Below are 22,429 nucleotides of genomic sequence, written 5' to 3'. Positions count from 1 at the left end.
CATGACCCGCGTAACCCATTATTTCAAGAGCCTGCTGCTCATCGAGCTGTTCAAGGGCATGGGCCTGACCATGCGCTACATGTTCAGCCCGAAGTACACGATTCGTTACCCGTTCGAGCACATCCCGAAGTCGAACCGCTTCCGTGGCCTGCATGCCCTGCGCCGTTACGCCAACGGTGAAGAGCGCTGCATCGCCTGCAAGCTGTGCGAGGCGGTGTGCCCCGCGCTGGCGATCACGATCGACTCGGCCCCGCGTCCGGAAGATGGCCAGCGCCGCACCACGCGCTACGACATCGACCTGTTCAAGTGCATTTTCTGCGGCTTCTGCGAGGAGAGCTGCCCGGTGGATTCCATCGTCGAGACGCACGTGCACGAGTACCACTTCGAACATCGCGGCGAGAACGTAGTGACCAAGGCCCAGCTGCTGGCCATCGGTGACCGCTTCGAGCAGGACATCGCTGCCGCCCGCGCGCAAGACGCGGCTTACCGCTGAGCGCCCGGAGAATCACGCGATGAATACCGATCTGCTTCAACTCATCTGTTTCTACCTCTTCGCCGCGGTGGCCGTCATCGGTGCGCTGATGGTGATCACCGTGAAGAACTCGGTCCACGCCGTGCTCTCGCTGGTGCTGACCTTCTTCAGCATGGCCTGCGTCTGGCTGCTGGCCGAAGCGGAGTTCCTGGCTGTCGCCCTTGTCGTCGTCTACGTCGGCGCGGTGATGGTGCTGTTCCTGTTCGTGGTCATGATGCTCGACATCAAGCAGGAGGTCGTCCGCGAGGGCTTCATCCGCTACCTGCCGGTCGGCATCGTCGTCGCCGTCGTCATGCTGGTCGAAATGCTGGCGATGATCGGCGTGAAGGCCATGCACGCCCACACGCTCGGTCCCAACCCGGCCGGTAACTCGAACGTCGCGTGGCTGGGCCAGGCCCTCTACACCGACTTCCTGCTGCCGTTCGAGATCGCCGCCCTGATCCTCACCGTGGGTATCGTCGCCGCCGTGGCCCTGACCCTGCGTCAGCGTACCGGCGTCCGTCACCAGTCCGCGGCGCAGCAGGTCGAGGTCCAGGCCACCGATCGCGTTCGCGTGATCAAGGTCGCCAGCGAACAGATGGCATCCGTCAGTCCGGCTCCGGCCCAGGCTGTCGACCCGACGCAGGAGAACGCCAAGTGATCACGCTTTCCCATTACATCGTCCTCGGCGCGATCCTCTTCTGTATCGCGGTCGCCGGACTCTTCATCAACCGCAAGAACGTGATCGTGCTGCTCATGGCGATCGAGCTGATGCTCCTGGCGGTGAACACCAACTTCGTGGCCTTCTCGCGCTTCTTCGGCGATGTCGGCGGCCAGGTCTTCGTGTTCTTCATCCTTACCGTGGCCGCGGCGGAATCCGCTATCGGCCTGGCGATCCTGGTCCTGCTGTTCCGTAATCGCAGCACGATCAATGTCGCCGAAATCGACAGCATGAAGGGTTGATCCGATGAGTCTCTCGCTTTCAATCCTGCTGACGATCGCACTGGCCCCCCTGGTCGGCGCGATCCTGGCCGGCCTCTTCGGCAAGCTGATCGGCCGGGCAGGGGCGCATACCGCGACCATCCTGGGCGTGGCGATCGCCTGTGGCCTGTCCTTCTACGTTCTCTACCAGCTGGTCTGGGGTGGCGCGCAGAACTTCAACCAGGACGTCTACACCTGGTTCGAGATCGGCCGCTTCCATGCCTCGGTCGGCTTCATGATCGACCGCCTCACCGCCATGATGATGGTGGTGGTGACCTTCGTGTCGTTGCTGGTGCATCTGTACACCATCGGCTACATGGCGGAAGACCCGAGCTACCAGCGCTTCTTCAGCTACATCTCGCTGTTCACCTTCTCGATGTTGATGCTCGTGATGAGCAACAACTTCATGCAGCTGTTCTTCGGCTGGGAAGCGGTGGGCCTGGTGTCGTACCTGCTGATCGGCTTCTGGTACAAGCGCCCGACGGCGATCTTCGCCAACCTCAAGGCCTTCCTGGTCAACCGCGTGGGCGACTTCGGTTTCCTTCTCGGTATCTCGGCGATCCTGTACTTCCTGGGCACGCTGGATTACCAGACGGCCTTCGACCACGCTCCCGAGCTGGTCGGCAAGACGCTGCAGATCACCCAGAACCATGCCTGGGACGCCGCGACCGTAATCGGCATCCTGCTGTTCATCGGTGCGATGGGCAAGTCCGCCCAGGTGCCGCTGCACGTGTGGCTGCCGGACTCGATGGAAGGCCCGACCCCCATCTCCGCGCTGATCCATGCGGCGACGATGGTGACCGCCGGTATCTTCATGGTCGCGCGCATGTCGCCGATCTTCGAGCTGACCGAGGGTGCGCTGTCCTTCATCCTGGTGATCGGTTCGACCACGGCGCTGTTCACCGGCCTGATCGGTATCGTCCAGAACGACATCAAGCGCGTCATCGCGTACTCGACGCTCTCGCAGCTCGGCTACATGACGGTCGCGCTCGGCGTCTCCGCTTATAGCGGCGCCGTGTTCCACTTGATGACGCACGCCTTCTTCAAGGCGCTGCTGTTCCTTGGCGCCGGCTCGGTCATCATGGGCATGCACCATGAGCAGGACATGCGCTACATGGGCGGCCTGCGCAAGTACATGCCGATCACCTGGATCACCATGTGGATCGGTTCACTGGCGCTGGCCGGTACGCCGTTCTTCGCAGGCTTCTACTCGAAGGACGCGATCATCGAAGCCGTCGGCGAGTCGCATCGCTGGGGTGCGGGTTACGCGTACTTCTGCGTCATGGCGGGTGTGTTCGTCACCTCGCTGTACAGCTTCCGCCTGCTGTACATGACCTTCCACGGCAAGGAACGCTTCAAGGTCGAGCACAAGGCGCACGGCCATGGTCATGACGCCCATGCCGTTCACCATGACGCTCACCACGATGATGCGCACGGTGCGCACGACGTGCTGCACGACGATGACGATCACCACGGTACGCCGGGCGTGCTCGAGCATGCGCCGCACGAGTCGCCGTGGGTTGTCACCGTTCCGCTGCTCCTGCTCGCTATTCCGTCGGTCATCATCGGCGGTCTCACGGTCGGCCCGATGCTTTTCGGTGACTGGTTCGGCAAGGCGATCCACGTAGACGAGGCGAACAACGTGCTCGCCGAAGTCGGCCACGAGTTCCACGGCGCCATCGCCATGGGTCTGCACGGCTTCATCCAGTTGCCGTTCCTTCTGGCGCTGGCGGGCTTCATCGTCGCCACCGTCATCTACCTGTTCAAGCCGTCCATCGCCGACAAGGTGAAGAGTGCGCTTTTGCCGGTCTACAACCTGCTCGACCACAAGTACTGGATCGATGAACTCTACTTCGCGGTGTTTGCGAAGGGTGGCGTGAAGCTGGGCGAAGGCCTGTCGAAGGTAGGCGATACCGCCATCATCGACGGTGCGATCGTCAACGGCTCGGCCAACCTTGTGCAGCGCATCGCCGGTGGCGTCCGCCGCCTGCAATCCGGATTCCTCTTCCACTACGTGTTCGCCATGATCCTCGGCCTTATCCTGCTCTTGGGCGGATACTGGCTGATCGGGCAATAAGGGAAACGAGCTCTATGTCGAATCACTTGCTCAGCCTGCTGATCTGGCTCCCGGTCGTCGGCGCCATCCCGGTGCTGCTCGCCGGGACCGGTCGCCCCGGCCTTGCCCGCTGGATCTCGCTGCTGGTCGCGGTTGCTACCTTTGCCGCCAGCCTGGCCCTCATCCCTGCCTATGACGCCACCACGGGTACGATGCAGCTCAACGAATCGTTGAGCTGGATCCCGTCCCTGGGCATCAACTACTCGCTCGCCGTCGACGGTATCTCGGTCGCGCTGATCATCCTCACGACCTTCACCCAGATCCTCGTGATCGTGGGCGCGTGGGAAATCATCCAGAACAAGCCGCATCAGTACATGGCGGCGATGCTGCTGCTCGAAGGCGCCATGATCGGTGTCTTCTGCGCGACGGACGCGATGCTGTTCTACGTGTTCTTCGAAGCCATGCTGATCCCGATGTTCATCATCATCGGTATCTGGGGCGGTCCGCGTCGTGTCTACGCCACGCTGAAGTTCTTCATCTACACGTTCTTCGGCTCGATCTTCATGCTGGTCGGCCTGCTTTACCTCTGGCACAAGACCGGTGGCAGCTTCGCGATCGCCGACATGGCGGCCGTGCACCTGACGCTGACCGAGCAGAGCTGGCTGTTCTTCGCCTTCCTGCTGGGCTTCGCGATCAAGGTCCCGATGGTGCCGGTGCACACCTGGTTGCCGGACGCCCACGTCGAAGCGCCTACCGGTGGTTCGGTAGTGCTGGCGGCAGTGATGCTGAAGATCGGTGGCTACGGTTTCATCCGTTTCAGCCTTCCGATCGCGCCGGATGCCTCGCAGCATTACGAGTGGCTGATCGTCGTCCTCAGCCTGATCGCGGTCTGCTACATCGGCTATATCGCGCTCGTCCAGCAGGACATGAAGAAGCTGGTGGCGTATTCGTCCATCGCGCACATGGGTTTCGTCACCCTGGGCATCTTCATCGCCTTCATCCTGGTTCGCGAGACCAATAACCCGGATGCCGCCCGCCTGGGCATGCAGGGTGCGATGGTCCAGATGATTTCGCACGGCTTCATCTCCGGCGCGATGTTCAGCTGCATCGGCGTCCTGTACGACCGCATGCATACACGTCAGATCAAGGACTACGGCGGCGTCATCAACGTGATGCCGATCTTCGCCCCGTTCTACGTACTGTTCGCCATGGCCAATAGCGGCCTGCCGGGCACGAGCGGTTTCGTCGGCGAGTTCATGGTCATCCTGGCCGCGTTCAGTGCCAATCCGTGGATCGCGCTGTTCGCTGCGTTCACCCTGATCATCGGCGCTGCCTACACCTTGTGGATGGTGAAGCGCGTGCTCTGGGGCAAGGTCACGAACCACCACGTCGCGGAACTGAAAGACGTCAACGGTCGCGAAATCTTCATGCTGAGCGCGTTCGCCGCCGGTGTGCTGCTCTTCGGCATCTGGCCGGAGCCGCTGGTCCACCTGATGGATGCGTCGGTTGCTCGGATTGTCGAGCAGCTGGCCATTACCAAAGTCTGAGCGGGAACTATCCATGCCGAGTATCAACGACATCCTGATCCTGCTCCCCGAGATTTATCTCGTGTTGGCAGCCTGCGTGCTGCTTCTTCTGGATGCTTACCTCAAGCCGGGCCAGAAGGGCGCGGTGCATTGGCTCTCCATCCTCGTCCTGCTGGTCGGCGCGTACCTGGTCGTCAGCGGCCAGCCGCCATCGTCGGTCAGCGCCTTTGGCGGCATGTTCATCCGCGATGGCGTGGCCGAAGTACTGAAGGTGTTCTCGCTGCTGATCTCGGCGATGATCTTCGTCTACGCGCGTCCGTACCTTAAGGATCGGGCGATCCCGTTCGGCGAGTTCTACACGCTGACGATCTTCGCAACCGTCGGCATCATGTTCCTGGTCTCGGCCGGCAGCCTCGTGACCGTGTACCTCGGGCTCGAACTGCTGACGCTCTCGTCGTATGCCCTGGTCGCGCTCAACCGCGATTCGAGCCTCTCATCGGAAGCGGCGATCAAGTACTTTGTGCTGGGCGCACTGGCCTCGGGCATGCTGCTGTACGGCATGTCGATGGTCTACGGTGCCACGCACAGCCTCGACCTGCACACGATCCACGCCGCTATCGTCGGCACCGAGTGGAAGACCCTGCTGCTGTTCGGTCTGGTCTTCATGATCACCGGCATCGGCTTCAAGCTGGGTGCGGCGCCGTTCCACATGTGGATCCCGGACGTCTACCAGGGCTCGCCGACCGCCGTGACCGTGTTCATCGGTTCGGCGCAGAAGCTGGCGGCCTTCGGCATGGCCTACCGTCTGCTCTCGACCGGCATGGGCGATGCCGCCGGTGGCCTCACCGGTCTGGCCTCGCAGTGGCAGTTGATGCTGGCTGTGCTGGCCGTGCTCTCGCTGGCGATCGGTAACCTCGTCGCCCTCGTGCAGACCAACCTCAAGCGCCTGCTGGCCTATTCGACCATCTCGCACATGGGTTACCTGCTGGTCGGCTTCGTCAACGGCGGTCCGGACGGCTACTCGGCGTCGATGTTCTATGCGGTGAGCTACGCGCTGACCAGCGCCGCGGCCTTCGGCATGATCATCGTGCTGTCGCGCTCGGGCTTCGAGTGCGAAGAGATCGACGACCTGAAGGGCCTCAACCAGCGTTCGCCGTGGTTCGCCTTCCTGATGCTGCTGGTGATGTTCTCCCTGGCCGGCGTGCCGCCGCTGTTCGGCTTCTACGGCAAGCTGCTGGTACTGAAGGCCGCCGTCGAAGCGGGCATGCTGTGGCTGGCTCTGGTGGGCGCGGTCGCCGCGATCATCGGTCTGTACTACTACCTGCGCGTGGTGAAAGTCATGTACTTCGACGCACCCGTCGAAGGGACTGACGTACGCGCCACCGCCGATGCACCGGCTCGTTGGGTGCTCTCGCTCAATGCGCTCGCGCTCCTGGTCCTTGGCTTCACCTGGTCGCCGCTGCTGGCCTGGTGCCAGAAGGCCTTCGCGGGCTGAGCTTCGCTGACGTCGATACGAAATGGGCGCGGACTTCGGTTCGCGCCTTTTTTTTGGTTCTGCGCGCATTTCCGGGGCGGCTCGGCTTCGCCGTCGCTCCTCACACTTGGGCGTCTCGCGGGGGAGACCTTGGTGTCCACCCTCGCTGCTCAGACAGGTCCTCCGCGTTCCGTAGCGGAAAGGCCGCTACCGCGGCCCGTGTACTTATCTGGCCTACGGCCGCTCCACTTGTGCGGAACTCGCCTCGAGGGTGGACACCAAGGTCTCTCACGACGATACGGTCAGCGGGAAGGAGAGCCGTTGGAGTGGGGGCGGTCGCCGAAGCGGGCCGTTACGGCAGGTGTGCGGGTACGTACACTCCGGCTCCGTGAACTCATTCCGCGCCGCGGCGCTACCTCGCGAGGCCGATCGCGAGGCAGCGCCGGGGTCGACTGTTTGGCGATGGCGAGGAGCTCGCAGCCAAAGCGGCGTTGCTTCGTCGGCTCGACCCGCACGAACCTCAGGGACGGGAAGAGTCTTCGGTGTCCACCCTCGAGGCGAGTTCCGCACAAGTGGAGCGGCCGCAGGCCAAATAGAACCATGGGCCGCGGTAGCGGCCTTTCCTTTACGGAACGCGGAGGACCTGTCTGAGCAGCGAGGGTGGACACCGAAGGCTCTTTGCCTCAAGCCCACCCCCCGAAGGCTCTGCGCGACGAACCTCCACGCAAGCGATGGCGCCATCAATTGTTGATTTATCGTTGCAGAATGCTTGCAAGAATCTAGCCACCTCCGTATACTTGCCGACTCTGATGCGGGGTGGAGCAGTCTGGCAGCTCGTCGGGCTCATAACCCGAAGGTCGTAGGTTCGAATCCTACCCCCGCTACCAGCTTTATAAGAAAAGGCGCGAACCTCACGGTTCGCGCCTTTTTCTTTGATGGCGATCACTGGCAGTTTCGGGCGATCTTCACCGTCGGATCTCGCGCTGGCTGCATGGAGGAGGCGGTGCGTATGACCACCATGGCACCGCCGCCTACGCCGTCAGCCACATCGATGACGGCGACGGGGGCCGCTGAAGGGTCGCCGCTGACCAGGATTTCCTTCCCCGCTTTTCCGGGGTCGACCCGACTGGCCGGGAAATCGGTTCGGAGTGCCTCGGACATGCACCGGGCGAAGTCATCCGACGTCTTGTGCGTGCTGAAGCTGCTGAGCGGCGACCGGCGGGTCACCCCCTCGGGCGCCTGAGCGAAACCGGTCGTGGTGACGAACATGAGACAGACGATGAGCATGCGGTACAAGGCACTCTCCTTAGCGGCGCGGGACCTGAGTCGAGCCTACGCCGGTCGACGGACAGTGTCGCGGTCATGGTCGAGCGCCGTGTTTCCGGGTATACTTGGCGGCTCTGATGCGGGGTGGAGCAGTCTGGCAGCTCGTCGGGCTCATAACCCGAAGGTCGTAGGTTCGAATCCTACCCCCGCTACCAGTTATTTTTAAAAAGCGCGGACCTCACGGTTCGCGTTTTTTTTTGCTCTGTCTCAGCTCTTGCCGACACAAGGGTCCATGATGGCGGCTTACTCCGAAGGCGACACCATGGAAACGATCTACGTAGTGCAAGGTTTCAAGACGGGGAAACGCGGCAGGACCGAAGCCATGACGCCCCTGTCGTTCAAAACGGAATCCGAGGCGCGGCGCAGGGCCGTGAAAATGGGCGAGACCTGTCTTGGCGTGATCGCGTTTGCGCAGGCGGCCAACCCTGAAACGGGCGACTACGCGGACCCGATCATGCTCGAGAGCATTGGTAACGTACCCGAGATGTGATGGCAAACGAGGCGAGAGCATGAGCCTGGTGACAATCGTTGCAGCCAACCTGACGACCACCGGCGTGGGCTTGCTCATCGTCGCTGTCTCATTGAACCGTTTGCTCGGCATGCTGTGGCCTTTCGCACTCGTCGTTCCCCTGATACCGGTGTTCCTGCTCGCGTACTCCGGCTACCCCGATGCGGTGTACCTGTGGAGCTATCTGCCGATCGGCCTGGCGATCTACGTCCGGAAGAAGGTCGGCACATTTCCCCGGGATTTGTCCTGAGGCCAGGCGTTGCCTTGGGGCTGTCACGAAAACATCGTCCAATGGGCTTTCTGTAAGCTTTTTCTAAGGTCAGGCATTGTGAGCACGACCGCCATGGACCCCGTGATCCCGTCTTCCCGGGCCCTGAATCCTGCCGCCTTCGCTGTGGCCCCGTTGGTTGCCGTGCTCTTCGCGATCGCGACGCCGTTCGTCGTGCCGGATAGCCCGGTGGCGCCAGACGAGGCGGTGATGCATTTGCCGCTCACAGCGATGTTCGGAGCTGCCTACGGCTACGGCGCCATGCTTCTGGTCGGCGTTCCCGCAGCGATCGTTCTGCGTCGTGTAGCGAGACCCTTTGGCGCCGCGTATGTGCTTGCAGCTTTGCTGACCGGTGCGGTCGCGGGCCTGCTGTCAGGATGGAGTGGCCCGATGGTCGTCTGGGGTAGCGTTGCCGGTGCCGCCACCGGACTGGCCTTCCTCGGTTTGAACATCGGCATGGCACCGGATGCGGACCCGTCCGGCCGCTGACACCCCGTCGGAGCACCCGCAGTAGGATGCGCGCTTAGTCCGCCGTCTCCGCCACGAAACGGTTCCTGCCTGCGTGCTTGGCGCGATAGAGCGCACGGTCCGCGTGGGTCACCACGCCATACATCTTCTCGGGCGCACGCGTCGCCACGCCGATGCTGACGGTAACGCGGCTATCGATGCCGTTGATGTGCTCGAGCTGGGCGTCATAGACCACGCGGTTCATGCGCCGGGCAACGACCTGGGCGCCCTCCTGATCGGTTCCTGGCAGGAGAACCACGAACTCCTCGCCACCATATCGGGCGATGAAATCGGTCGGGCGCCTCAGCGCACCGGCAAGCAGGCGGGCTACCGAGCGCAGCGCGACATCGCCTTCGGGGTGGCCGAGCGTGTCGTTGAATGTCTTGAAGTGATCGATATCGATCATCAGCACGCTGAGCGGGCGTTGCTCGCGCACGGAAGCTTTCGTCCGTTCGTCCAGGGCCTGGTCGAAAGCGCGCCGGTTCGGGATGCCGGTCAGCTCGTCCAGCAGGGACACGCGTTCGACGGTGGATAGGGCCTCGGCCAGGCGATCGCGCGTGCGGGCGAACCAGAACTGGGTCTGGGTAACGCGCACCACATAGGCGAGCATGGCCAGAGCGAGCACGGTGCGGCCAAACATGCCTTGCCGCTCGGTGATGCCCAGGCTGAGGGCGAAGATCGCGGCCAACAGCAAGCCAGGGGCCAGGCTCATCGAAAGCTGACGCGCCCAGGCATGCCGGATCGGTTCAAACGGCCGGGGCGCGGCATTCGCGTGAAGCAGGCAGATGAGGGCGACGAAGGGCACCGTTGGCAGGACATCGGCGATGCGCTGCAGTGCGAGCGTTGCCGGATAGAGCTCGTCGTGGTTGTGGACGCCGACACAGATCGCGTAAAGCGCGAGGAAGGCGGTACCGATCCCGAAGAAGCGACGGTCGCCTTCGTTGGGCGCCGTGAGATAGCGCACCAGGAACGTGCCGAGCAGGAAGAGGTTCTCGACGTCGAAAGCCACGACGACCCAGCCCATGTCCTCCGGCTTGAGGAAGCCGTTGCCGTCGGTCAGGTCGCGTACGCCGAGGTAACAGAGCACCACCAGGAGGATCAGCAGGATCCCGTCGACGACCCGGCGCGGATGCGAGGAGGGCTCATCGGAGGTGGTGACAGCGGCATAGAGCAGGGGAGCGCCATAACTGACGAAGAGGACATACGTCGAGACGAGGTTCTCGTCCGTTCCCGATCGCGCAATGGCGTAGCTCATGCCGGCGATCCAGCAGCCGACGCCGAGTGCGAGGCACACCATGTAGCGTCGGTCGTAGCCCGGCTTACGCAGGCAGAGCACGGTGTAGGCAAACGCGAGTACGGCGGAAAGGAGCATCGCGTAGTCGGCGAGTTCGGGCGTCTGCTCGTGAATGGCCGAGGGTACGAGAAGGTGGGCGAGCGGTAATACCGCAATCAGCACGGCGTACATCGCGTAGTGCGTCAGTGGTTGCCTGGCCATGCCTCATCCCCAAATGCGGCGGTTCCCGGTCCCATCCTGACACGATCCGGAGAACGCGCCAAAAAAATGCGGCGCCGAAGCGCCGCGGAAAGCCAATGATCCGGGGGAGGGCCATTGGGATGGGACGAGGCACACATTAAGGGGATTTCATACGCTCGTCTGTCGGCCCGTGCCTACACGTTTTCGGCGCCTCACGACGGCGTCGCTTGGTTCGGTCAGAATTCTCAAGTTAATGCTTGATATTCCTGCCACCTTGGGTGTTTGACATTCCCAAGGAGCGACACGACATGGCGGTTACAACCGAAATCACCGTGCGTTATGCGTCGTACATCGACCTGATCCAGGCGACGCCCGACGAGCGCATGGAAAGGGTTCGCCGCGGTTTTCAGCCAGCATGGCTTGCGCAACTGGCGCATGACCTGCGCGTGCCCGATCGCGATCTGGCGCTCTACCTCGGCCTCAACCGCGCGATGTTGCGGCGGCGCGTCGTCGACGAGGAGCGGCTCAGCACGCAGGAATCGGAAGGTCTGATGGCGATGGCATCACTCGCCGGAAAAGTGATCATGGCGTGTCGACATCCATCGGTGGAACGCGCCATCGTCGCGGATCCGCTCGCCTGGCTGGGTCGGTGGCTGCGCACGCCGGTAACGACAGGCGCGGACGGCCGTCGGGCACCCATTCAGTACATGGATGTCGCGGAGGGCAGGGCAGTCGTCGCGGCGTGGTTGTCGGCGACGCTCAGCCCGGACCGTTCGCCATGAGTTTTCATCGCCGACACGCCATAACGGCAAAAACGCAAGAAGATGCGGATGCGTAAGCATCGACCGATCGTCCTGGGCCGCCGGAAAGTGGCGCAGCTGGAAAAAGTCGGTGTCCGTTTTTGCGGTACCCATCACGACAGCCCGTCGGTCGGCTTGCGAAGACACCCCCCGGAAAGCGTAGTGAAAGATTCACGTCGCATGGCTGAAAGGGAAACAGGGGAGCAAGACGCGGAATGGTGGGGAGATCGTGATTTCCTGCGCTTTATCGAAGTCGGTGCAGGGATACGGGGGACCGGCGGGGAACATGCCGCTTAGCCAGTTCGCCAGTGTGTCAGGGCTTCCGCCTTGGCGGAGGCAAATACGGGCTAACGAAGGATCACACATGAAGATTGCAAAAACGGCGTTGACAGTGGCGATTGCACTGGCGATGACCTCACTTTCCGCGCACGCGGAAGACGCATGGGTTTCCACGCATACCAAGGCCGCGATGCTCCCCGTCGCCGCACCGCAGGCGCTTGCTGCGAGTTCCACGACGTCGACGCCGGTGACCAGCGGGTACGCACTGAACATGACCGGTTCGCCGCACATCGAAGGCGCGGCCGTTACCGCACTCGAAGCCGATCATCCGCTGCACGTCGTGGTCAGCCTCAAGCTGCGCAATCCCGACCAACTGCAGACCTTCCTCGCCGGCGTGACCACGCCAGGCAACGCGCAGTACGGCAAGTTCCTCTCGCCCGCGCAGTTCAAGGCGCAGTTCGGTCCGACGCAGGCGCAGGTCGACGCGGTCGTCGCGCACCTGCAGCAGGCGGGCTTCAGCAATATCGAAGTGGCGCCCAACAACCTGTTGATCTCCGCCGACGGTAACGCCGGTGCCGCGACGACAGGCTTCCACACGTCGATCAAGCGTTTCACTTCAAATGGCCGCGAGTTCTTCGCCAACGACACCCCGGCACTGGTGCCGGCGGCGCTCGGCGACGCCGTCGGTTCGGTGCTCGGTCTGCAGAACGTGTCGGTCAAGCACACCTTGCATCATGTCTATCACCCGGAGAACGTGACCGTGCCGGGGCCGGCGTCGAGCACGCAGGCAGCCGCTGCCGTCGCCGCGCATCATCCGCAGGACTTCGCCGCCATCTACGGCGCGAGCGGTGTGCCGGCAGCGACCAACACCGCCGTCGGTATCATCACCTGGGGTTCGATCACCCAGACGGTGACCGATCTGAACAGCTTTACATCGGGCGCGGGCCTGGCCACGGTCAACTCGACCATCACCAAGGTCGGCAGCGGTACGTTCGCCAACGACAACGACTCGAACGGTGAGTGGTCCCTCGATAGCCAGGACATCATCGGCATCTCCGGTGGCGTGAAGCAGCTGATCTTCTACACCTCGCCCAATGGCGACTCGAACTCCAGCGGCATCACCGATGCGGGTATCACCGCGACGTACAACCGGGCGGTGACCGACAACATCGTCAAGCTGGTCAACGTGTCGCTCGGCGAAGACGAAACGGCGGCCGAAGAGTCCGGTACCCAGGCGGCGGACGATGCGATCTTCCAGCAGGCCGTGGCCCAGGGCCAGACGTTCTCCATCGCCTCGGGCGATGCAGGCGTTTACCAGTGGTCCACCGATCCGACCTCCGGCTCGCCGGGTTACGTGGCCAACTCCGCCGGTACGGTGAAGATCGATCTCACCCATTACTCGGTCAGTGAGCCGGCGAGCTCGCCGTACGTCATCCAGGTCGGCGGCACGCAGTTGTCGACCAGCGGAACGACGTGGTCCGGCGAAACCGTGTGGAACGAAGGCCTCTCGGCCATTGCGCCCAGCCAGGGCGACAACAACCAGCGCCTGTGGGCGACCGGTGGCGGCACCAGTCTCTATGAGACCGCGCCCTCGTGGCAGTCCGTCGTGTCGAGCTCGACCAAACGCGTGGGTCCGGATCTTGCGTTCGATGCCGCCTCGGCATCGGGTGCGTTGATCATCATCGCTGGCCAGACCGAGCAGGTCGGCGGTACCAGCCTGGCCTCGCCGTTGTTCGTCGGTGCGTTCGCGCGTATCGAATCCGCCGCCAACAACGCCATCGGCTTCCCGGCGTCGAAGTTCTACGGCGCCTTCCCGACGCAGACGTCGCTGCTGCACGATGTGACGTCGGGTAACAACGGTTACCAGAATCACGGGTACACCGCCGCCACGGGCTTCGACGAGACGACGGGCTTCGGCAGCTTCGACATCGGCAAGCTCAACACCTACGCGCAGGCCAACTGGGTCACCGGTGGCGGTGGTGGCACGAATGTTCCGCCGGTGGCGAACTTCAGTGTCGTGACCAGCGGCCTCACCGCGACCTTTACCGATAGCTCGACGGACAGCGACGGCAGCATCGCCTCGCATGCCTGGAACTTCGGTGACGGCAGCACGTCGACCGCGACGAGCCCGAGCCACACGTATACGGCGGCCGGCACGTACACGGTAAGCGAGACGGTGACCGATAACGCCGGTGCCACCAATGCCAAGAGCTCGTCGGTGACGGTCACGTCCAGCGGTGGTGGCGGTGGCAACACGTTGCAGAACGGTGTGGCGGTGACGGGCCTCTCGGCTGCGAAGAACGCCAAGCTCAACTACACCGTGGCGGTTCCCGCGGGCGCGAAGAACCTGAAGATCGTGATCTCGGGTGGTTCGGGCGATGCCGACCTCTACGTGAAGTTCGGCTCGGCACCGACGACGTCGACCTACGACTGCCGTCCGTACGTGACCGGGAACGCGGAGACCTGCTCGTTCACGACGCCGTCGACGGGTACGTACTACGTGATGCTCAATGCCTACGCCGCCTTCTCGGGCGTGTCGCTGAAGGCTAGCTGGACCAACTGATCGTGGTTTGAGTGAGGAAGAGGGCGCCCCTTCGCAAGAAGGGGCGCTTTGTTTTTTTGCTCCTACAGGGAGCTATGGCGTGAATTGTCCGGCAATGGTCCCGCCTGGACCTCTCCCTCTTGCAACGGTAAGCGGAAAATGCGATCCATTCCCCCAAGAGGATGCTCGCCATGACTGTTTCCGACACCGCCCTGATCGTCATCGATGCCCAGGAATCCTTTCGCCAGCGCCCTTACTGGCGGGACGAGGACGTGGCCACGTATATCGATCGCCAGCAAGCGCTCATCGATGGCGCGAGAAAGGCCGGCATTTCCGTGGTTCGTATCTTCCATGTGGAGGCGAGCGGTCCGTTCTCCGAGGCGTCGGGTTTCGTGACGACCCTGGCGCCTTTGCACATCGAGCCCGCGGTCACCTTCCGCAAGCAGCGGCACAGCGCCCTGGTCGGCTCCGGACTCGATGTATGGCTGGTTGAGCACGGCATCCGTCGCGTCATCGTGTCGGGTATCCGTACGGAACAGTGCTGCGAAACGACCACCCGGCATGCCTCGGACCTCGGTTATGAGGTCGATTACGTGGGCGAGGCGACACTGACCTTCCCCATGACGGATCGCACCGGTCGCGAGTGGAGCGCTGCCGAGATTCGTGCACGCACCGAGCTGGTGCTGGAAGATCGCTTCGCGCGTATCGCCACGGTCGAGGAGGCGCTCGCCGGGGCGCTTCGCAAGGCCGCCTGATGAAACGCGCCGCACCTCGTGTCATTCCCGTCTTCGTCGTGCTGCCGCCGCGCGTGCTGCTGCTCGACGTGGCGGGACCGATCGAGGTGCTGCGCAAGGCCAACCTCGAGCAGGAGGACGTGCGTTTCGATGTCCGCTTCGTCGGGCCGGCGCGCAAGCTCGGCAGTTCGATCGGATTGGCGGTGACGGGCATCGCGCCTTTGCCCGCGCGTTTGCCGGACGGCGCCATGCTCGTGGTCCCAGGGCATGCCGACGTACCATTGGGCGAGCCGGTGACCACAGCGGCGCAGAACGATCAGTACGAGGCCGCGATCGTCGCCTGGCTTGGCCGTGTGGTTCGACCGGGCATCCGGCTCGCGACGATCTGCTCCGGTGCCTTGCTGGCGGGAAGAGCGGGTCTGCTCGACGGCTTCGAATGCACGACGCACCACGGTTGCGTCGCTGAACTCGCCCACGACGCGCCCGCTGCCCAAGTGCGCGAGAACCGGCTTTACGTGGTGGACGGCGAGCGGATGACGAGTGCCGGTATCACTGCTGGCATCGATCTCATGTTGCATGTCGTTGCGGGTGAAGTGGGGCCGGGATGTGCCCTGGCGGTCGCTCGGTTTCTTGTTGTGTACCTGCGCCGGGCGGGAGGCGATCCGCAGCTTTCGCCCTGGCTGGAAGGGCGCAACCACATGCACCCGTCGATCCATCGCGCACAGGATGCAGTCGCCGGCGATCCGGCGCGCGACTGGACGGTGCCGGCGCTGGCGCGCGAAGCGGCCACCAGTCCGCGCCACCTGTCGCGCCTGTTCAATGAACACGCCGGCATGAGTGTCACCGACTACGTGAACCGCATGCGGGTCGCCCTTGCCAGTGAACTGCTCGCCGGCTCGCGACTCGACATGGAGGCCGTCGCCGAGCGCTCGGGTTTTGGCTCCGCTCGCCAGTTGCGAAGGGCCTGGGGGCGCTTGCACGCCGAACCGCCGAGCCGGTCGCGCGACGCGCTCGCCTGATCGTCAGTCGAAGAGGCGCCGGTGTGCGCCATTCGCGTACCACTCGACCACGCGATCGGGAAGCAACGGTTCCACGCTCACCCCGGCGGCGATGAACATGTCCAGCGTATCGATAAGCGCCCGGCGCAGGCGTTCGGCACCGCGATCGTCCGGCGCGTTGTGCGCAGCCCAATCGAGCGTGTCGACGATGCGTGCGGACCAGTCGTGGAGGCGATCGGCGCGTTCGTTCAGGTAACCGCGCAGCCAGGGAACGAGGCTTCGGTCCAGGGTCAGACCCTCCGCGCTGGCGACGTCATCGAGCAGGGCGGCGACCTCCGCATGAACGCCCCGATACCATTCCGTATGGCCAGCCGCCGATACCGGCACGACGAGCGGTGCCATGGCCCGCTGCTCGGAAAACGTCTCGATCAGCCGTCGCTCGATGCGCCGCGCGTGGACCACGAGCTCGGCGTCGAGAAGCAGCCCGCGTTCGAGATCGAAGAAGTCGTAGAAGCGGCGATGCAGGGTGCTGAATCGCGTGAACGGATCACGCGAGAAGCCGACCTTCAAAAGGTCCTCGTCGCGGCACGGCAGCACATAGACATACGCCTTGCCACGCGAGGCGAAGCGGGGGTAGGGAGCATCGTCTTCCATCGGCCAAGTATGGCGCCTTGGCGACCGCATTTATCTGCGGCGCGAAATGTGCGCAGGGGCCGTGACACCGTCGTGGCATCGTTGCATGATCGGCTCCCTATCCATGGACCGGTGGAGTGCCTGTGCACGGACGTACACGTGATGGAGAAGAGTGCGGCTGGCTGGCGCGTTCTCGCGAGTTCGCCGCTGGGTGCCTGATGGTTGTTGCGGTGACGGCTACCGGGGCAGGGATCGTTGAAGCGCAGACCGCTTCGACGGATGTCCCAACCTTCAAGGCCTTTCCCTGGGCTGCCTACGCGGTCCAGGTCACGGGTAACGCACGTGATGCGGCAGGCGCGACGGTGCGCCTGACCACTAAGGATGGCGAGGAAAAGCCCTTTGGCTCGGCCACGGCGAATGTCGACGGGACGTCGCTGCATCACCATCGCCTTCGCCTGTCTGCCGACCTGACAACACACGGTTCCATCGACGGTGCCGCGATCTGGCTACGTGCGGATGCCGCGGGAAAATCCCGTGCCTTTATGAACTCGGAGAAGGATCTGGTCAACGACCGTGCCGGCCCCGCGCATCGGCAGGTCGAGATCGATGTGCCGGACGATGTGGATCGCATCGCCTTCGGCGTGCTCCTGGAGAAGCATGGCGAGGTTACGGCCGATCGGCTCATCTTCCAGGATCTGGGCGAAGAGCCGTCCTCGTCGCTTGCCGAGCCGACCCTGGATGCCGCGATCGACACTATTCGTAAGAACGCGTACCACGCACGGGATATCGACTGGTCCAGCATCGAGCCTCAGGTGAGGGCGCGCGCAGGCACGGCGGGAAGGCTCTCCGATGTGCACGCGGCAATCAAGGTGTTGCTCGCATCGTTGAACGACCACCACAGCTTCTGGATGGATGCGGACAGGGCGACGGCCTATCGGCACAGCGGCCAGCCCCCGGGCGCTGCCACGGTCGAACGGCGCGGTGACGATCTTGGCTACATCGCCATGCCGGGTTTCATGGGTACGGACCCGACCCTGTCGGCAAACTTCGCCGCGACGATGTCGAAAGCCATCGTGGAGCTTTCGCCGCGTTGTGGATGGGTCGTGGATCTTCGTGGGGACAGTGGCGGCAACATGCGTCCCATGTTGGCCGGGTTGCGGCCGTTGCTCGGGGCGTCACCGGCAGCCTCGTTTGAGCAGGCCAATGGACACGTCATCCCGTTTCCGGTCATCGGCACGACGACCGTGGATCAGTCCGCCGTGCCGGTCGCGGTCTTGACGGGCCCGCACACGGCCAGCTCGGGCGAGGCGGTCGCGGTGGCCTTCCGGGGACGACCGAACACCCGATCGTTCGGCGCGGAAACGGCCGGATTGTCGAGCGGTAATTCGGCGTTTCCGTTGCCGGACGGCAGCGAGATCCTTCTCATGACGACGATCGACCGGGATCGCGACGGTCATCGCTACGGCGGTGTCTTGGAGCCCGACGAAGCTGCCGAGGATGCGGTGGCCGAGACGACGGCTTCGACATGGCTTCGACGCACGTGCCCGGCGGGCGCGAGCAATGCCTCCCGTTAGGAGCGTATCCTCGGCTCCGTTTTCGACTCGATCACCCGGGAGCGATACATGCTGATCCACGGTAGCTGTCACTGCGGCAACCTTTCATTCGAGTTGGTCTGGCCGGTCGCATCGGAGACGATCGCCGCCCGGGCCTGCTCATGCACCTTCTGCGTGAAGCATGGTGCGAGGTGGACGGCGAATGCCGCCGCCGGACTGACGGTTCATCGCAAGGATGCGTCGCTGGTTGAGGCGTATGCCTTCGGAACGAAGACCGCCGACTTCCATGTGTGCAAGGTATGCGGTGTGGTCGCCTGCTCGACGAGCCGTATCGACGGAAGGCTGTATGCCGTCGTCAACGTCAACTCGTTCGACGACTTCGACGCGTCGCGACTGGTGATCGGCGATGTGAATTTCGACGGCGAAGAGGAATCTGAACGGCTGGCCCGTCGTGAGGCGAACTGGATCGGCGATGTTCGTTTCCTCGGTTAACCAGCATCGCTTTCCCATGGCCCCCTACGCGAGGGGAGGGCATCTGCAGCAGAACTACGAACTGGAATGCGCGGAGCGCGCGATCGGCGATGCCCTGAAAGCCATCCGTCCCCGCGCGGCCTCACGCTTAAGCCACTTCGACCCGATTCCGTCCGGCGTTCTTCGCCCGATAGAGCGCTTCGTCCGCGGCCTGGATGAGTACGTGGACCTCGGGGTCGGTCGAGCTGCAGACGCCGACGCTGGTGGTGAAGGCGATCCATTCGCCCGAATAGGGTGCCGGGGCGCTTTCGATCCGGGTGCGCAGGCTCTCCGCCAGGCTGCTGGCGGTGTTCGGCGAGGCGCCGGGCAGAAGTAGCAGGAATTCCTCGCCGCCGTAACGGGAGAACAGGGCGTGTTCCGGGATGCCGCTGGCGCGGACGGTCTCGGCGAAGTGCTTGAGCACGGCGTCGCCACCGGCGTGGCCCCAGGAGTCGTTCACCGCCTTGAAGTTGTCCAGGTCGAAGAGCAGGGCGGAGTTGGTGCGGCCCCGTGTGGTCGCGAGACGACGGTTGGACTCGCGTACGACGGCGGTGCGGTTGAGCAGGCCGGTGAGCCCGTCGATTTCGGCGGCGCAGCGCAGGTCGTGCACCAGGCGCTGGGCCAGCATCAGGGTGAAGCCGGTGCTCAGCAGGAACGTGCAGAGGATGCCGAACAGGTAGTTGGACGTGGTCAGGATCGACGCAAGCATGGCGTGCGAGGCCATCTCAGGGTGCAATGAGATCGCCGCCCGCGCCAGATAGAAGAAGGTGTCGATGACGAAGACCAGCGCAGTGAACGCACAGCCCGTCTTCAATTCGCGCGGTGCCCGGAACAATAGGAGCCAGATCATCCAGACATCCCAGATGATGCTCTTCACGCCGAAGACCGTCGCCTCGACCGCCTGGGGCGGGGGCGCGATGAAGAACGCGACCTGGATCGCGAGGAACAGCGCGATCAGCATGGCCGGCCAGCGCCAGCGCAGGGGGTACTTGATGTGGATGGCGATGCCGCCGAGCATGGCGCCATTGGCGGCGGCTATCAGTACGCTCCCGACGATAGCCGAGAGAAAGCTGCCATTTTCGTCGTAGCCCTCGGCCAGGCCGGCCAGGGTGAGTAGCCAGAACGCGCCAGCCCAGATGTGCAGGGCGAGCATCCCGCGCAGCACCATACTGAGCAGGGTGAAACTCAACGCAATGGTCGCGCCCACGGCCAGGCCGATGATGCCTAACGTGTGGACGTCGAGATTCGCCGTACCATCCATCCTGTCCCCCGGTTTCGCCCCTGGGGCCATTCTAGGGCGGGACCGTCGACCTTGCACGAAGACATTAAAATACGATAGACTTGGTGAATCTTAAGCGCCGTTGGGCCCCGGTTTAGGCCTGACCCAGTGGGCGCTTCAGGAACTTTCTTTTTACAAGAAAGCCTCCTCGTGAGGCTTTTTTGTTGGGCGCACGGAGGCGCCCTGCGACACACTGTGAGCGCCGTCAGGGCATCGCGGCGGGCGCTGGAGGAAAGTGTCGGATACATCGGCGACGTAATGGAATGGGCCGCTCGCGCCCTTTTTTTGTTTCTGGCGAATGGAAAAACCGCAGGTAACGTGGATACCAACGCACTTACACAACGCTTTTCAGACATCGTGGCTGAACTCGGCCTCGAAGTGCTGGGTATGGATTTCGCCCCGTCCGACGGGCAACAAACGCTGCGCGTCTACCTGGACGTGCTCGGCGCCGAACGCGAGCGTCGCGAAGCGGCGGAGCTGCCGGTCGAAGTGACGGTGGAGGATTGCGAGGCCGCGAGCCGCGAGTTCTCCGCCTATCTGGACGTTGAAGATCCGATCCCTGGCAACTATGTATTAGAAGTCTCCTCTCCCGGCATCGACCGCCCCCTGTTCACGGCGGAGCAGTTCGCTCGCGTGAGCGGCCAGGAAGTCAAAGTGCTGCTGAAGGCCCCGATCGAGGGTCGTCGGCGCCTCAAAGGCAACGTCATTGAAATCAATGGCGAGCACATTGTGGTCGAGGGCGAGGCTGGCCGATTCGAATTCGAGCATGCGGACGTCGAAAGCGCCCGCGTGGTTCCCGACTGGGTGGCTCTCGGCTACGCGCCGAAGCCCAAGCCCACGCCGGGCGGAAAGAAACCCAAATAACGAAACGACGGGGTGCCGCGGGGCATCCTTACGGGAGTAGCGGCAATGAGCAAAGAACTTTTGCTGGTAGTCGACGCGGTCGCCAACGAAAAGGGCGTACCGCGCGAAGTCATTTTTGACGCCATGGAAGCGGCGCTGGCCTCGGCCGCCAAGAAGCGCTACCCCGATGAGGATCCGGACATCCGTGTCGAGATCGATCGCAACACGGGTGATTACGAGACCTTCCGTCGCTGGGAGATCGTCGCCGACGACGTCGAGATGGAGGATCCGTCCTACCAGATCCGTCTGATGGATGCCGAAGACGAAGCCGGTGAAGGCGAAGTGGCCGAGATCGGCGGTGCCATCGAGCACCAGGTCGAGAACGCCGAGTTCGGCCGTATCGCCGCGCAGGCTGCGAAGCAGGTCATCGTGCAGCGCGTTCGCGAAGCCGAGCGTCAGCAGGTGGTCGACGCCTTCGTCGATCGCGTGGGCGAACTCGTCACCGGTATCGTCAAGCGCGTCGAGCGCGGCAATGTTTACCTGGACCTCGGCAGCAATGCCGAAGCCTTCATCCCGCGCGACAAGACGATTCCCCGTGAATCGGCCCGCGTCGGCGACCGCGTTCGCGGTTACCTGTACGAAGTGAAGTCGGAAGTCCGTGGCCCGCAGCTGTTCGTTTCGCGCAGCGCGCCGGAATTCATGATCGAACTGTTCAAGCTCGAAGTGCCGGAAGTCGGCCAGGGCCTGGTCGAGATCAAGGGCTGTGCCCGTGATCCGGGTGACCGCGCCAAGATCGCCGTCGTCGCACACGATAGCCGCACCGATCCCATCGGCGCGTGCATCGGCATGCGCGGTTCGCGCGTGCAGGCCGTGTCGAACGAGCTCAACGGCGAGCGCGTCGACATCATCCTGTGGCACGAGAACCAGGCGCAGTACGTCATCAATGCGATGGCGCCGGCCGAAGTCCAGTCCATCATCATGGACGAAGAGAAGCACTCCATGGACATCGCCGTTGCCGAGGACAAGCTGTCCCAGGCGATCGGTCGCGGTGGCCAGAACGTGCGTCTCGCCAGCAAGCTCACCGGCTGGCAGCTCAACGTGATGACGCAGGACCAGGTCACGGCCAAGAGCGAGGCCGAACAGGCCGCCGCCCTGCAGCTGTTCCAGGACAAGCTTGAAGTGGACGAAGAGATCGCCGGCATCCTGGTGCAGGAAGGCTTCTCGTCGATCGAAGAAATTGCTTACGTGCCGAGCGCCGAGCTGCTCAACGTGGAAGGCTTCGACGAGGATATCGTCGAGGAACTCCGTGCTCGCGCCCGCGACGCCCTGCTGACCGAGGCACTGGCTGCCGAGGAAGGTGTGGAAGAAAACCCGCCTTCCGAGGAACTGCTCGGTCTGGACGGCATGGACGATGCGACCGCCTTCGCGCTGGCGGATCGTGGTGTGAAGACGCTGGACGACCTGGGTGACCTTGCCGTCGACGAACTCATCGATATCGATGGCATGACAGAGGAACGCGCTTCGCAGCTGATCATGGCTGCGCGTGCTCCGATGATCGCCCGCCTGGAAAAGGGTGGCTAAGCGCGAGACCGGAAGCGTCCTGGACGGACGCCTCGAGGGAGGCCAT

At 63.5% G+C, this 22,429-nt stretch carries 21 protein-coding genes and 2 tRNA genes; 19 read left to right on the top strand and 4 right to left on the bottom strand.

Features of this window, described 5'->3' with window-relative positions; genetic code table 11:
• Position 1 precedes the first annotated feature (1 nt).
• The 7 genes from nuoI to BJI69_RS21455 all read left to right on the top strand — a co-directional run bounded on the left by nuoI (position 2) and on the right by BJI69_RS21455 (position 7,435).
• A complete protein-coding gene (nuoI, locus tag BJI69_RS21485; protein WP_046968717.1) occupies positions 2–493 on the top strand; it encodes an NADH-quinone oxidoreductase subunit NuoI in 492 nt (163 codons plus the stop codon).
• A 19-nt stretch (positions 494–512) separates the two neighbouring features.
• Positions 513–1,172 carry an NADH-quinone oxidoreductase subunit J gene (locus BJI69_RS21480; RefSeq protein WP_046968716.1) on the top strand — a complete coding sequence of 220 codons (660 nt, stop codon included), beginning with the start codon at positions 513–515 and terminating at the stop codon, positions 1,170–1,172.
• On the top strand, positions 1,169–1,474 hold the full coding sequence (gene nuoK, locus BJI69_RS21475; protein ID WP_036112219.1) for an NADH-quinone oxidoreductase subunit NuoK: 306 nt from the start codon (positions 1,169–1,171) through the stop codon (positions 1,472–1,474). The genes BJI69_RS21480 and nuoK overlap by 4 nt, the downstream gene beginning before the upstream one ends.
• Positions 1,475–1,478: 4 nt before the next feature.
• Positions 1,479–3,569 (top strand): NADH-quinone oxidoreductase subunit L, encoded by a 2,091-nt coding sequence (gene nuoL / locus BJI69_RS21470; protein ID WP_046968715.1) that lies wholly within the window; start codon positions 1,479–1,481, stop codon positions 3,567–3,569.
• A 14-nt stretch (positions 3,570–3,583) separates the two neighbouring features.
• Positions 3,584–5,095: an NADH-quinone oxidoreductase subunit M gene (locus tag BJI69_RS21465; RefSeq protein WP_046968714.1), complete on the top strand. Its 1,512-nt coding sequence runs from the start codon at positions 3,584–3,586 to the stop codon at positions 5,093–5,095.
• A gap of 13 nt (positions 5,096–5,108) precedes the next feature.
• Positions 5,109–6,569 (top strand): NADH-quinone oxidoreductase subunit NuoN, encoded by a 1,461-nt coding sequence (gene nuoN / locus BJI69_RS21460; RefSeq protein WP_046968713.1) that lies wholly within the window; start codon positions 5,109–5,111, stop codon positions 6,567–6,569.
• A 789-nt stretch (positions 6,570–7,358) separates the two neighbouring features.
• Positions 7,359–7,435, top strand: a tRNA-Met gene (locus tag BJI69_RS21455).
• Positions 7,436–7,490: 55 nt separating this feature from the next.
• On the opposite strand, the gene BJI69_RS21450 is transcribed toward BJI69_RS21455, so the two are convergent.
• Positions 7,491–7,844, bottom strand: a complete 354-nt coding sequence (locus BJI69_RS21450; RefSeq protein WP_046979100.1) for a hypothetical protein — start codon at positions 7,842–7,844, stop codon at positions 7,491–7,493.
• 108 nt (positions 7,845–7,952) lie between these two features.
• Between BJI69_RS21450 and BJI69_RS21445 the strand changes: the two genes are divergently transcribed.
• The 4 genes from BJI69_RS21445 (at position 7,953) to BJI69_RS21430 (ending at position 9,139) form a co-directional block, all read left to right on the top strand.
• Positions 7,953–8,029, top strand: a tRNA-Met gene (locus BJI69_RS21445).
• Between the two features lie 107 nt (positions 8,030–8,136).
• Positions 8,137–8,364 (top strand): hypothetical protein, encoded by a 228-nt coding sequence (locus tag BJI69_RS21440; protein ID WP_046979113.1) that lies wholly within the window; start codon positions 8,137–8,139, stop codon positions 8,362–8,364.
• 19 nt (positions 8,365–8,383) lie between these two features.
• Complete coding sequence (locus BJI69_RS21435) at positions 8,384–8,632, top strand: hypothetical protein (protein ID WP_046979101.1); 249 nt, start codon at positions 8,384–8,386, stop codon at positions 8,630–8,632.
• A gap of 78 nt (positions 8,633–8,710) precedes the next feature.
• A complete protein-coding gene (locus BJI69_RS21430; protein ID WP_125903156.1) occupies positions 8,711–9,139 on the top strand; it encodes a hypothetical protein in 429 nt (142 codons plus the stop codon).
• A 34-nt stretch (positions 9,140–9,173) separates the two neighbouring features.
• On the opposite strand, the gene BJI69_RS21425 is transcribed toward BJI69_RS21430, so the two are convergent.
• Positions 9,174–10,652 (bottom strand): GGDEF domain-containing protein, encoded by a 1,479-nt coding sequence (locus BJI69_RS21425; protein ID WP_053057227.1) that lies wholly within the window; start codon positions 10,650–10,652, stop codon positions 9,174–9,176.
• Positions 10,653–10,939: 287 nt separating this feature from the next.
• Between BJI69_RS21425 and BJI69_RS21420 the strand changes: the two genes are divergently transcribed.
• The 4 genes from BJI69_RS21420 to BJI69_RS21405 all read left to right on the top strand — a co-directional run bounded on the left by BJI69_RS21420 (position 10,940) and on the right by BJI69_RS21405 (position 16,005).
• Complete coding sequence (locus tag BJI69_RS21420) at positions 10,940–11,413, top strand: antitoxin Xre-like helix-turn-helix domain-containing protein (protein ID WP_046979103.1); 474 nt, start codon at positions 10,940–10,942, stop codon at positions 11,411–11,413.
• 382 nt (positions 11,414–11,795) lie between these two features.
• On the top strand, positions 11,796–14,273 hold the full coding sequence (locus BJI69_RS21415) for a protease pro-enzyme activation domain-containing protein (protein ID WP_071925063.1): 2,478 nt from the start codon (positions 11,796–11,798) through the stop codon (positions 14,271–14,273).
• A gap of 170 nt (positions 14,274–14,443) precedes the next feature.
• The gene (locus BJI69_RS21410; protein ID WP_046979105.1) at positions 14,444–15,007 is read left to right on the top strand and encodes an isochorismatase family protein; all 564 of its coding nucleotides are present in this window, start codon (positions 14,444–14,446) and stop codon (positions 15,005–15,007) included.
• Positions 15,007–16,005, top strand: a complete 999-nt coding sequence (locus BJI69_RS21405) for a GlxA family transcriptional regulator (RefSeq protein WP_046979106.1) — start codon at positions 15,007–15,009, stop codon at positions 16,003–16,005. Before BJI69_RS21410 ends, BJI69_RS21405 begins: the two co-directional genes overlap by 1 nt.
• A 3-nt stretch (positions 16,006–16,008) precedes the next feature.
• Here the strand turns inward: BJI69_RS21405 and BJI69_RS21400 are convergent, their stop codons facing one another.
• A complete protein-coding gene (locus tag BJI69_RS21400) occupies positions 16,009–16,638 on the bottom strand; it encodes a GIY-YIG nuclease family protein (RefSeq protein WP_046979107.1) in 630 nt (209 codons plus the stop codon).
• Positions 16,639–16,760: 122 nt separating this feature from the next.
• Between BJI69_RS21400 and BJI69_RS21395 the strand changes: the two genes are divergently transcribed.
• Together BJI69_RS21395 and BJI69_RS21390 are read left to right on the top strand one after the other, a co-directional pair.
• Positions 16,761–18,191 carry a S41 family peptidase gene (locus BJI69_RS21395; RefSeq protein WP_125903155.1) on the top strand — a complete coding sequence of 477 codons (1,431 nt, stop codon included), beginning with the start codon at positions 16,761–16,763 and terminating at the stop codon, positions 18,189–18,191.
• Positions 18,192–18,239: 48 nt separating this feature from the next.
• Positions 18,240–18,662, top strand: coding sequence for a GFA family protein (locus BJI69_RS21390; RefSeq protein WP_046979109.1), 423 nt, complete (start codon positions 18,240–18,242; stop codon positions 18,660–18,662).
• A gap of 127 nt (positions 18,663–18,789) precedes the next feature.
• Here the strand turns inward: BJI69_RS21390 and BJI69_RS21385 are convergent, their stop codons facing one another.
• Positions 18,790–19,941, bottom strand: a complete 1,152-nt coding sequence (locus BJI69_RS21385) for a GGDEF domain-containing protein (protein ID WP_046979110.1) — start codon at positions 19,939–19,941, stop codon at positions 18,790–18,792.
• 336 nt (positions 19,942–20,277) lie between these two features.
• On the opposite strand from BJI69_RS21385, the gene BJI69_RS21380 reads away from it, so the two are divergent.
• A complete protein-coding gene (locus BJI69_RS21380) occupies positions 20,278–20,823 on the top strand; it encodes a ribosome maturation factor RimP (protein ID WP_046979115.1) in 546 nt (181 codons plus the stop codon).
• A gap of 45 nt (positions 20,824–20,868) precedes the next feature.
• Positions 20,869–22,383 carry a transcription termination factor NusA gene (nusA, locus tag BJI69_RS21375; RefSeq protein WP_046979111.1) on the top strand — a complete coding sequence of 505 codons (1,515 nt, stop codon included), beginning with the start codon at positions 20,869–20,871 and terminating at the stop codon, positions 22,381–22,383.
• Positions 22,384–22,429: the final 46 nt, after the last annotated feature.

The sequence above is a fragment of the Luteibacter rhizovicinus DSM 16549 genome (genome assembly GCF_001887595.1).
Taxonomy (GTDB): domain Bacteria; phylum Pseudomonadota; class Gammaproteobacteria; order Xanthomonadales; family Rhodanobacteraceae; genus Luteibacter; species Luteibacter rhizovicinus.
The sequence above is the reverse complement of the archived record's forward strand: the minus strand, read 5'-3'. Positions and strand labels throughout refer to the sequence as shown.

Coding starts and splice junctions, on each gene's coding strand:
- nuoI (WP_046968717.1), top strand. CDS start 2: ATGACCCGCGTAACCCATTATTTCAAGAGCCTGCTGCTCATCGAGCTG.
- BJI69_RS21480 (WP_046968716.1), top strand. CDS start 513: ATGAATACCGATCTGCTTCAACTCATCTGTTTCTACCTCTTCGCCGCG.
- nuoL (WP_046968715.1), top strand. CDS start 1,479: ATGAGTCTCTCGCTTTCAATCCTGCTGACGATCGCACTGGCCCCCCTG.
- BJI69_RS21465 (WP_046968714.1), top strand. CDS start 3,584: ATGTCGAATCACTTGCTCAGCCTGCTGATCTGGCTCCCGGTCGTCGGC.
- nuoN (WP_046968713.1), top strand. CDS start 5,109: ATGCCGAGTATCAACGACATCCTGATCCTGCTCCCCGAGATTTATCTC.
- BJI69_RS21440 (WP_046979113.1), top strand. CDS start 8,137: ATGGAAACGATCTACGTAGTGCAAGGTTTCAAGACGGGGAAACGCGGC.
- BJI69_RS21435 (WP_046979101.1), top strand. CDS start 8,384: ATGAGCCTGGTGACAATCGTTGCAGCCAACCTGACGACCACCGGCGTG.
- BJI69_RS21425 (WP_053057227.1), bottom strand. CDS start 10,652: ATGGCCAGGCAACCACTGACGCACTACGCGATGTACGCCGTGCTGATT.
- BJI69_RS21420 (WP_046979103.1), top strand. CDS start 10,940: ATGGCGGTTACAACCGAAATCACCGTGCGTTATGCGTCGTACATCGAC.
- BJI69_RS21415 (WP_071925063.1), top strand. CDS start 11,796: ATGAAGATTGCAAAAACGGCGTTGACAGTGGCGATTGCACTGGCGATG.
- BJI69_RS21410 (WP_046979105.1), top strand. CDS start 14,444: ATGACTGTTTCCGACACCGCCCTGATCGTCATCGATGCCCAGGAATCC.
- BJI69_RS21405 (WP_046979106.1), top strand. CDS start 15,007: ATGAAACGCGCCGCACCTCGTGTCATTCCCGTCTTCGTCGTGCTGCCG.
- BJI69_RS21400 (WP_046979107.1), bottom strand. CDS start 16,638: ATGGAAGACGATGCTCCCTACCCCCGCTTCGCCTCGCGTGGCAAGGCG.
- BJI69_RS21390 (WP_046979109.1), top strand. CDS start 18,240: ATGCTGATCCACGGTAGCTGTCACTGCGGCAACCTTTCATTCGAGTTG.
- BJI69_RS21385 (WP_046979110.1), bottom strand. CDS start 19,941: ATGGATGGTACGGCGAATCTCGACGTCCACACGTTAGGCATCATCGGC.
- nusA (WP_046979111.1), top strand. CDS start 20,869: ATGAGCAAAGAACTTTTGCTGGTAGTCGACGCGGTCGCCAACGAAAAG.